Genomic DNA, 1104 nt, shown 5'->3' with positions numbered 1-1104 from the left:
CCACTGCTCTTCCTGGTTGCTGAATGCGGTAATAATCGATACCTTTAACCGCGGATAACGGCGCCTAAGCTCAATAGCTACCTCGCAGGCCCATAGGTCGGTGCCGTATTGTCCCGGTGTTATGATCCACTCCAGCCCTTCTTCGATCAGCGGAAGCAGCTTGCTTTCAATCGCTTTTTTAATATATTCAATGTTCCGATGCTTCTGATCGAAAATTTGCAGCTCATGCGCACGGTATCCCGTTACGAGCACATTCTTCATCCGGCCGGCCACTGCCCTTCTATCGCTGTCTTTGCTACTTACTATAGCAGGACAGCAGCCCTGGCGTCAGAGAATATATGTTCCGTCCGGCAGATTAAGCCAGCAATTTCATAAAGGACGCGAGCAGCTTTGCCGCTTCCTCACGAGTTGTATGATCCTGTGGAGCAAAATAACGGCTGCCTGCAAGCTCTTTGCCGTTCATGAAACCAGCTTGCTGAACGGTGCGGACTGCATCACTGGCAAAAGCTGATATTTTCGCCTGATCGGCAAACGTAACCGATGAAGCCTGCTCCGGCAGCTTCAGTCCGGCTAATGCCGCAAAGCGAACGAGCATAACTGCCATCTGCTCACGAGTGATGCTGTCACCAGGCGCAAACTTGCCTTCGCTAATGCCGCCAACAATTCCTTTGTCTGCGGCCCAAGCAACAGATTGCGCATAATAAGCCGTTTTAGCCACGTCAGTAAAACGATCCGTCGCGTAGCCGCCAAGCTGTTCTCCGGACATACGAGCAAGAAGAAGCGTGAAATCTGCACGGGTCAGCTGTGACTTAGGCTCAAAGCGATCCGCACTAACCCCGCCGATTACATTACGAGCAGAAAGATAGATGATGTCAGACTGCGCAAAGCTTTTTCCGATATCCGTAAAGCTAGGCGCATGGTAGCCCGCTCCATAGCTGGAGAAGTGGCCCACCGTAAATTGCAGCTTCCCGGTCGATGCGTCGAAATGGCCGTTAGGCACCAGAATCAATTCACCGCTCTTCGACACGTAATAGACAACGACAGCATTGCTGTCTTCTCCCGGTTGAAGAGTATATGGAATGCTGATCCTTGCTTTACCGCCGG

General features: G+C 51.6%; 2 protein-coding genes. Both read right to left on the bottom strand.

Translation table 11 applies throughout. From position 1 onward, the window contains the following. Window positions 1-261, bottom strand: a 261-nt coding sequence (locus tag TX77_RS10585; protein ID WP_044505076.1) for an SLOG family protein, incomplete at its 3' end; no start/stop codon positions are given. A gap of 94 nt (window positions 262-355) precedes the next feature. Further along, window positions 356-1104 (bottom strand): S-layer homology domain-containing protein (locus tag TX77_RS10580; RefSeq protein WP_044505075.1); only part of this gene is annotated, 749 nt, incomplete at its 5' end.

This window comes from Megasphaera massiliensis (assembly GCF_000455225.1).
GTDB classification, from domain to species: domain Bacteria; phylum Bacillota; class Negativicutes; order Veillonellales; family Megasphaeraceae; genus Megasphaera; species Megasphaera massiliensis.
This window is presented reverse-complemented; position numbering and strand designations above follow the sequence as displayed.